Genomic DNA, 9,075 nt, shown 5'->3' with positions numbered 1-9,075 from the left:
GGTGCATCCGGGAGGATTCGAACCTCCGACCGCTCGGTTCGTAGCCGAGTACTCTATCCAGCTGAGCTACGGATGCATAATCTAAAATGGCGGTGAGGGAGGGATTCGAACCCTCGATGCAGCTTTTGACCGCATACTCCCTTAGCAGGGGAGCGCCTTCAGCCTCTCGGCCACCTCACCATATTTTAGTTACACACGATTTGTTTTTTCAAACATCTCGTCTCTGTGTGGCGCACATATTACTTTCCTAGACTTAGAAGTCAAACAATTTTTCCAATCTTTTTGCATTCCACAGTCTGTTTGCACATTTCACAAGCAAGATGATTAGTTTAACACCGAAAAAGAACTTTTTCAGCCCTTAAATAACTTACTTTATGAATAAAAATGTGAAGAGGAAAATCACTTTTTTATCCAAAAATTATCATACTAGGACCATTGCGTGGCGAAATTATAAACAAAAACAAAAAAGAAGTTGATAGCAATGGTTCATGACTTTCAGTCAAATGAGTTTAGCTAGAAAATAAATGTGTATTTAAGGGAGTGTATTATCGAAAAAGAAGGGTAAGACAAGCGTCCATTCTTGCTGTGTGGTCAATCATTGGACGCTTATTCATTATTATTGATTATCTGGTTGAGTCTTTTCGGCCTGGATCCGTTGATAAATTTCTTCACGGTGAACAGAAACTTCTTTTGGGGCATTAACACCAATACGAACTTGGTTGCCTTTAACACCCAATACAGTAACTGTTACCTCATCGCCTATCATGAGTGTTTCACCAACTCGACGAGTCAGAATAAGCATTCTTTGCTCCTTGAAATATTAAAAGAGTCGGGTCTCTAGGTATCCCCGCTATTGTCCATCACACACCGTGAAAACGTAAAGCAATGACATTCACCTAAAGCATTGATGCCATCAAGGCAAGCATTCTAATTATTTACAAGCAAAATATAGCACTACAAGCAATACATTAACAATGCCGCAACAGATTTAAAGTTGCCTTATATTTCTACAAGGCAACTTTAGTAAGTATTTACAGTCGCGATTCAACCCACTCTTCAACGCTGGCCATCGCTGCAGGCAATGCATTTACATCAGTACCACCTGCTTGAGCCATATCAGGGCGTCCACCACCTTTACCACCTACTTGCTGTGCAACATAAGAGATTAAGTCACCTGCTTTAATTTTAGCAGTCAAATCATTAGTTACACCAACGATCATACTGACTTTATCACCACTTGTTGTCGAAAGCACGATAATCGCAGATTTCAACTGGTTTTTCAGATCATCAACCATGGTTCTCAATAGCTTAGGATCAGTATCCCCTAATTGGTTCACTAACAATTTGACGCCTTTCACATCTTTTGCTTTGCTGCTTAGTGAAGCACTTTCTTGAGAAGCTTGTTGATCTTTTAGTTGCAAAATCTCTTTTTCTAACTGACGAGATTTGTCCAATGCAGATTTCACTTTCTCAACAAGGCTATTAGTATCACCTTTTAGTAGGTGAGCAATTGCCGAAAGTTGCTCTGATTGATGATGAACACTTTCAATCGCCATTGCACCTGTCGTCGCTTCAATACGACGAACGCCTGCTGCTGTTCCAGATTCACTCAGAATACGGAACAGGCCGATATCACCAGTACGGCTTGCGTGTGTACCACCACATAATTCAATAGAAAAATCGCCCATGCTCAGCACGCGAACACGCTCTTCATATTTTTCACCGAATAATGCCATAGCCCCTTTCGCTTTCGCACCCTCTAAATCCATCAACTCAGTTTCAATTTCTGAGTTTTGACGAATTTGAGCATTGACGATGTCTTCTACTTGGCGAAGTTGCGCTTGTGTCATGGCTTCAAAATGAGAGAAGTCAAAACGCAGGTACTTGTCATTAACAAGAGAGCCTTTCTGAGATACGTGCTCACCCAGAACTTGACGTAATGCAGCGTGTAATAAGTGTGTTGCAGAGTGGTTCAAGCGAATAGCATTACGCCTTGCGCTATCAACCACAGCGGTAATGCGATGGTTAACCACTAATGAACCTGATTCGACTTTACCGATATGGCCAATGGCTTGGCCATACTTTTGTGTATCTGTCACATTAAAACGCGCATTGTCATTATTTAAGAAGCCAATATCACCAACTTGGCCACCTGATTCTGCGTAAAATGCGGTTTTATCAAGGATGACTAAGCCTTCCTCACCTGCATTCAAGCTATCAACAGGTTGACCATCTTTATACAGCGCAGTTATAGTCGCTTGTTGTTCATCATATTGATAACCAGAGAACTCACTACGCTTATCAACTTTAATTAATGAATTATAGTCAGCACCGAAACCGCTAGATTCTCTCGCACGACGGCGTTGGTCTTCCATTGCGCGCTCAAAGCCTTCTTCATCAACTTTGATATTGCGCTCACGGCACACATCCGCGGTTAAGTCGATTGGGAAACCGTAAGTATCGTAAAGACGGAATGCGGCCTCACCATCAAGAGTATCCCCTTTTAAGGATGCCAGTTCTTCATCAAGTAATTGCAAACCACGTTCTAAAGTACGGGCGAATTGCTCTTCTTCAGTTTTAAGAACTTTTTCAACCATCGCTTGTTGACGCTGCAACTCTTCGGCTGCAGAGCCCATGACATTAATCAGTGGAGCCACTAATTTGTAGAAAAATGTTTCTTTTGCACCAAGCATGTAACCATGACGAACTGCACGACGAATAATACGACGCAGAACGTAACCACGGCCTTCGTTTGATGGAATAACGCCATCACTAACAAGGAAAGCACAAGAGCGAATATGGTCGGCAATAACACGTAGTGATTTATTTTCCAGATCGGTTGCCCCAGTTGCTTTCGCTGCCGCTGCAATTAATTCACGGAAAATATCGATGTCATAGTTTGAATTGACGTGTTGCAATACCGCAGAGATACGCTCTAAGCCCATTCCTGTATCAACAGAAGGCTTCGGTAGAGGCTCCATGGTACCGTCTGATTGACGGTTAAACTGCATGAAGACGAGATTCCAGATTTCAATATAACGGTCGCCATCTTCTTCTGGGCTACCTGGAGGCCCCCCCCAAATATGATCGCCATGATCATAAAAAATCTCAGTACAAGGACCGCAAGGACCTGTATCGCCCATCTGCCAGAAGTTATCTGATGCATAAGGCGCGCCTTTGTTATCACCGATACGAATGATGCGCTCTGCTGGAACTCCAATTTCTTTGTTCCAGATATCATAAGCTTCATCATCTGTAGCATAAACAGTGACCCACAACCTTTCTTTTGGCAGACTAAACCATTCTTCGCTTGTCAGTAATTCCCACGCAAAGCGAATTGCATCATGCTTAAAGTAGTCACCAAAGCTGAAGTTACCTAACATTTCAAAGAATGTGTGGTGACGAGCCGTATAACCTACGTTTTCTAAGTCGTTATGTTTACCACCTGCACGCACACAGCGCTGTGCAGTTGTCGCTCGGGAATATGCTCTCTTATCCAGACCAAGAAATACATCTTTGAACTGGTTCATCCCTGCGTTTGTGAACAATAGTGTCGGGTCATTGTTAGGCACTAGCGAACTGCTGGTGACCACCTGGTGACCTTTTGTATGAAAAAAGTCGAGAAACGCTTGGCGGATCTCAGCGGTGCTTTTACTCATATTTATCCCGATATCAAGCTGGAAACAGAATTATGAATTGTTGAGATGGCATGTAACATCACCTCTAATCAACTCTCCGATTAAAAAGTGACTGATAAGATAAAGTCTCTTTGTCTAGAAGTAAAATTATAGCTACATCCATTCGTGGCTTTCATTGTAAAGCGTCTAGATATTTTCTGAAAGTATGTTTATACCTCTGGTCAGCGTATTTTTCCACAGAAAAACTGTTGAATAAACTATTATTGTGATTGAAAAAAACAAAAAAGGCGCTACTCAATAAGAGCAGCGCCTATAATCTAATGACTAATCAATTCACTAGCTAATAATTAAAATTCTTCTGGTGTTTCTTCTTCATCAGAATCACTGATAAAGTCTGTTGCAGCGCTGCTAAATTCACCGGTGTGATTGAGTAACATTTCACGCAGTTTTGTATCAATTTCTTTCGCGACTTCAGGATGCTCTTTTAAGTAAGTTGTTGAGTTAGCTTTACCTTGGCCAATCTTATCGCCGTTATAGCTATACCAAGCACCCGCTTTTTCAATTAGCTTGTGTTTAACACCCAAGTCAATTAACTCACCAAAGGTATTAATCCCTTCACCATAAAGAATTTGGAATTCTGCTTGTTTGAATGGTGCCGCAACTTTGTTTTTTACCACTTTAACGCGTGTTTCACTACCAACGATTTCTTCACCGTTTTTCACTGCGCCAATACGACGGATATCTAAGCGAACAGATGCGTAGAATTTCAGTGCATTACCACCCGTTGTGGTTTCTGGGTTACCGAACATCACACCAATTTTCATACGAATTTGGTTGATGAAGATCAGAAGCGTATTTGAGGTTTTTAAGTTACCCGCTAATTTACGCATTGCCTGACTCATCATACGCGCAGCAAGACCCATGTGAGAATCACCAATCTCACCTTCAATTTCTGCTTTAGGGGTTAATGCAGCAACGGAGTCAACGATGATCACGTCAACAGCACCTGAGCGGGTCAGCGCGTCACAAATTTCAAGCGCTTGCTCACCCGTGTCTGGCTGAGAACACAGTAAATTATCGATATCAACGCCGAGTTTTTTCGCATAGATAGGATCAAGTGCGTGCTCAGCATCAATAAACGCACAGGTTTTGCCACTGCGTTGTGCCGCAGCAATAACTTGTAATGTTAGGGTCGTTTTACCTGAAGATTCTGGACCGTAGATTTCAACAATACGACCTAATGGCAGGCCACCAGCACCTAATGCAACGTCTAGCGATAAAGAACCTGTTGAAATGGTTTCAACATCCATTGAGCGGTCTTCACCAAGACGCATAATGGAACCTTTACCAAATTGCTTTTCAATTTGACCCAGTGCAGCAGCCAGTGCTTTTTGTTTGTTTTCATCAATAGCCATGTTTACTCCCTAAGTGCAATGGCTTTGCCACTGCGAATAAAACGATTGAATTCGATTTGTTGGAACTAAGTATACTGTATAATCATACAGTATCAAGGAAATTTTTACTTTAATAGACTCAAAAGTGTTTCCAGTGCATAACCTGTTGATTGTAAACGCACTTGATTTCTATCTCCTTGAAAAACACGATGCACAGTGATAATTGACACTGTGCCATCTGCTTGTTTTTGGGCAAAACCAAACCATACTGTACCAACAGGTTTGTCGATACTACCGCCACCAGGACCTGCAATACCACTGACTGAGATCGCAAAATCGGCAGCGGCTTCTTTCAGTGCCCCTGAGGCCATTTCCTCAACCACTTGCTGGCTAACCGCACCAAATTGCAGTAAAGACGCATCTGCCACACCAATCATTTGGTGTTTGGCTTCGTTGCTATAAGTGACGAAGCCACGCTGGAAGTAATCTGAGCTCCCAGAAATATCCGTCAGCACCTTTGCAATCCACCCGCCTGTGCAGGACTCCGCAGTGGTAACGGTTTTACCTTGTGCTTGAAGCTGTTGCCCAACCTGAATACTTAATGTTTCGAGTTGCTTCTCATCTACCATTACGTAATCCACCCTTTACATCATTTTTTACGAGCACGATCCCAAATCCATAAGCCAGCAATCGCAATCGTGAATACTGCACCAAAGCCAATGCCTGCATTCACTACAGATAAACCACCTTTAATTGCCAGTGAATACAAGCCTAGCATGATCAGCATCGCGCTATTTTCGCCTAAATTTTGCACTGCAATAGCGTTCCCTGCACCAACCGTTTCTTTACCCTTCTCTTGCAATAAAGCATTTAGAGGAACAACAAATAGCCCGCCAAAGACCCCTAAAATAATCAAGATAAAGTAGGATGGAATAATATTAGTTTGCAAGGAAAGTAACACCACCATCACGCCAATAATAACCCCCGCAGGAATACAACGGTAAACGGTTTTCAAAGTAATAAACTTAGCCGCAAGCCCAGCCCCTGCAACAATCCCCACTGCAACCATGGCATTTAATATGGTTGGGGTTGTGTTATCTTGTAAACCTAAAGCCACAGGTACCCAAGCAACTAATAAAAAACGTAATGTAACCCCTGCTCCCCAGAACAAACTGGTTCCGACAAGGGAAAAACGGCTTTCCTGATTTGCCCATAAAATACGGCACGCTTGAAAGAAATCAGTGACCAGTAATTTGAGATTCCAGCCTTTTCCGGGTCTCGCCGCCACAAGGTGTGGAATAAAGAAGTTAGCGATTACAGCCAGCGCATATAAAATAGCACATGTCCCTAGTGCTAATAAGAGATTGATATCAGAGAGCATTCCACCAACAACAGAGCCCACTAAGATTGCCGCAATCGTTGAAGCTTCCATCACACCATTGGCTTTAACTAGGTTATCTCCCCCAGTTAATTCACCTAAAATACCGTATTTAGCAGGTGAATAAGATGCCGCCCCAATCCCTACTAACCCATAACAAAGAAATGGGTTTAACCCAAAGCAAATCCCAAGTGCCCCAATAAATTTAAAAATATTGGAGAACAACATCACGCGGCCTTTGGAGAATCTATCAGCAATTTGCCCAACAAAAGGGGCTAAAACGATATAAGTAAACACAAATACCATTTGCAGAATAGGATGGCTCCACTCTGGATAAAATTCAGCTTTGAGTTGCGCTAATATGGCAAATAACAGTGCATTATCCGCAAATGCAGAGAGGAATTGAGACGCCAAAACAGCTTTCATCCCTCGACTCATTAGCGGTAAATTAGGGGTACTTTCTTGCATATTAGGCATCCTTTAAGGCCATTTGTTTCAGTGTGACAAAATCCGTTTTCCCGCTACCTAACACAGGTAATTCTTTTACCAAGCGAATATCGCGAGGAACTGCAAGCTCTGTTAATCCTCGGCTTTTCGCTGCTGCCGATAAGGCGCTTCTATCTAACTCTTTATCGGTAGTAAACAAGACCAAGGCTTCACCTTTACTGCTATCGGGTTTTGTCACGACGCCATGATTCGCATTTGGTGATAACATGGCGACCATCTGTTCGATACTTTCAAGGGAAACCATTTCCCCTGCCAGTTTCGCAAAGCGTTTAACACGGCCTTTGATAGTGCAGAAATTTTTATTATCTAACTCAACAATATCACCTGTGTCGTACCAGCCATCTTCTACCTCACCCTGCGCATTTTCAGCACTTGGTGTTTCGAGTACACCAGGCGCTTCAACACGTAAATATCCTTTCATGATATTAGGGCCTTTAAGTTGCAGTTTGCCGCCATTTTCGATGCCAGAAATAGGGATAATACGTGCTTCCATTTCGGGTAAAATTTGCCCTACCGTCCCTTCTTTTGCCGCCATTGGGACGTTGATAGAGACAATTGGCGCGCATTCGGTCACACCATAACCTTCAAGGATGCGAATACCGAATTTTTCAAACCAAATTTTCTTCGTTTTATCCGAAAGTTTTTCTGCTCCTGCGACCACATAGCGTAAACGTGCAAAATCATATTGATGAGCAAAACGCGCATAATTCCCCAAGAATGTTGACGTTCCGAATAACACGGTGCAGTTCTTGTCATACACGAGCTCAGGAATAATGCGGTAATGAAGTGGGCTTGGGTATAGAAAAACGCGACTCCCCGAAAATAGAGGAATAAATAACCCGACTGTTAAACCAAATGCGTGAAACAATGGCAACGAAGACATAAAACGGTCACGAGGCGTAAAGTCAGCAATTGTTTTAATTTGCTCAACGTTTGCCATCAAACTGGCATGGCTATGCACGACGCCTTTTGGTGTCCCTTCAGAACCAGAGGTAAACAAGACAATGGCTTCATCCGATGCTTTTCGTGGAACAATGGCTTTGCGCGGGTTAAATAAATGCTTAACAATCCATAGCTTATCTTGCAAAGTTACTGTGTCTTTTAAATCTTCAAGGTAAATCCAGTTCGCTTCCGGAACCTGTTCTGGAATATGCGTGAGGTTACCTTTTTCGAGAAATTGCCGTGAAGTGAATACCACTTTCGCCGCTGAAGCTTTGAGGGCATTACTAATCCCATGACTACCAGCTGTGTAATTCAACATCGCCGGGACACGCCCTCTCATCAATGCCCCAAAAATCGCTGCCGCCGTCACCGTTGCATTTGGCAGCAAAAGGCCAACACGTTCGTTTTCATGGGTATAGCGCTCAATGATACGCCCCACTCCTAACGTTTTTTTCAGTAATGTTTGGTATGAATCTTCTTTGAATGCGATGTCTTCAATACAAGGCGTACGGCGACCAAAGCGCTGCACACTATCGATAAACTCTTCAACCAGCGTCACTTGTGGCCGACAAGCCATGCGTGCAGATTTCATAATTTGATAAAGATGTTCGCCTGCTAGCGCACGACGCTCAACCGATTTTGGTGCTTCTGGCATCGGAATAATTTGTGCAGGTAATATATGTAACGTAATTTTTGGAAACCATTTTAGCGGGATAATCCCTTTTAAACGCCCAAAATGACTACGTTCAGCCCCTTCAATACGAATAGGGACAACCTTTGCTTCTGATTTGGCGGCGACAAATGCTGCACCTTCATAGATTTTCATCAAAGAACCATGCACCGAAATTCGCCCCTCAGGGAAAATAACAATCGGTCGCCCTTTTTCTACCTCTTTAACAAGATGTCGAATACCTAATGGGTTAGCAGGGTCAAGCGGGACAATATCCGCATAGGGCTTAAGGCGCTTCACCATTTTAGGTGTAGCAAAGGTTGAGTAAACGGCAAATACAGGTTTTACGGGGAGAAAAAGTGCGATCAAAACACCATCGAGAAAAGAGACGTGATTAGGGGTGATCAAACATTTATCTTGATCAAACTCTTTCGCATCACCAACAACTTCAACACGAAATAAAAACGTAAGGATGGCTTTGATTATTTTCACCAACATAATGAATCCCTATATTATGATTATATTTTTGTATGCTACCAAAATATT

The 9,075-nt window shown here is 42.7% G+C and carries 6 protein-coding genes and 2 tRNA genes; all 8 read right to left on the bottom strand.

The genetic code is table 11. From position 1 onward, the window contains the following. Nucleotides 1–2 precede the first annotated feature (2 nt). The 8 genes from AC4IFT_RS18215 to aas all read right to left on the bottom strand — a co-directional run bounded on the left by AC4IFT_RS18215 (nt 3) and on the right by aas (nt 9,027). Nucleotides 3–76: transfer RNA gene (locus AC4IFT_RS18215), tRNA-Arg, on the bottom strand. A gap of 11 nt (nt 77–87) precedes the next feature. Then, nucleotides 88–180: transfer RNA gene (locus tag AC4IFT_RS18210), tRNA-Ser, on the bottom strand. 436 nt (nt 181–616) lie between these two features. Further along, entirely contained in the window at nt 617–802 is a 186-nt protein-coding gene (gene csrA, locus AC4IFT_RS18205) for a carbon storage regulator CsrA (protein WP_004264815.1), read from the bottom strand. A 229-nt stretch (nt 803–1,031) separates the two neighbouring features. Next, nucleotides 1,032–3,659: an alanine--tRNA ligase gene (gene alaS / locus AC4IFT_RS18200; protein ID WP_490732042.1), complete on the bottom strand. Its 2,628-nt coding sequence runs from the start codon at nt 3,657–3,659 to the stop codon at nt 1,032–1,034. Between the two features lie 326 nt (nt 3,660–3,985). Further along, the gene (gene recA, locus AC4IFT_RS18195) at nt 3,986–5,053 is read right to left on the bottom strand and encodes a recombinase RecA (RefSeq protein WP_490732040.1); all 1,068 of its coding nucleotides are present in this window, start codon (nt 5,051–5,053) and stop codon (nt 3,986–3,988) included. Between the two features lie 104 nt (nt 5,054–5,157). Beyond that, nucleotides 5,158–5,661, bottom strand: coding sequence for a nicotinamide-nucleotide amidase (gene pncC / locus AC4IFT_RS18190; RefSeq protein WP_490752185.1), 504 nt, complete (start codon nt 5,659–5,661; stop codon nt 5,158–5,160). A gap of 20 nt (nt 5,662–5,681) precedes the next feature. Next, nucleotides 5,682–6,878, bottom strand: a complete 1,197-nt coding sequence (gene lplT / locus AC4IFT_RS18185; protein WP_490732037.1) for a lysophospholipid transporter LplT — start codon at nt 6,876–6,878, stop codon at nt 5,682–5,684. Nucleotide 6,879: 1 nt separating this feature from the next. Next, complete coding sequence (gene aas, locus AC4IFT_RS18180) at nt 6,880–9,027, bottom strand: bifunctional acyl-ACP--phospholipid O-acyltransferase/long-chain-fatty-acid--ACP ligase (RefSeq protein WP_490732035.1); 2,148 nt, start codon at nt 9,025–9,027, stop codon at nt 6,880–6,882. Nucleotides 9,028–9,075: the final 48 nt, after the last annotated feature.

This window comes from Providencia sp. UF-183, assembly GCF_058246155.1.
Note: the sequence above shows the minus strand (reverse complement) of the source record. Positions and strands in the feature narration are given on the sequence as shown.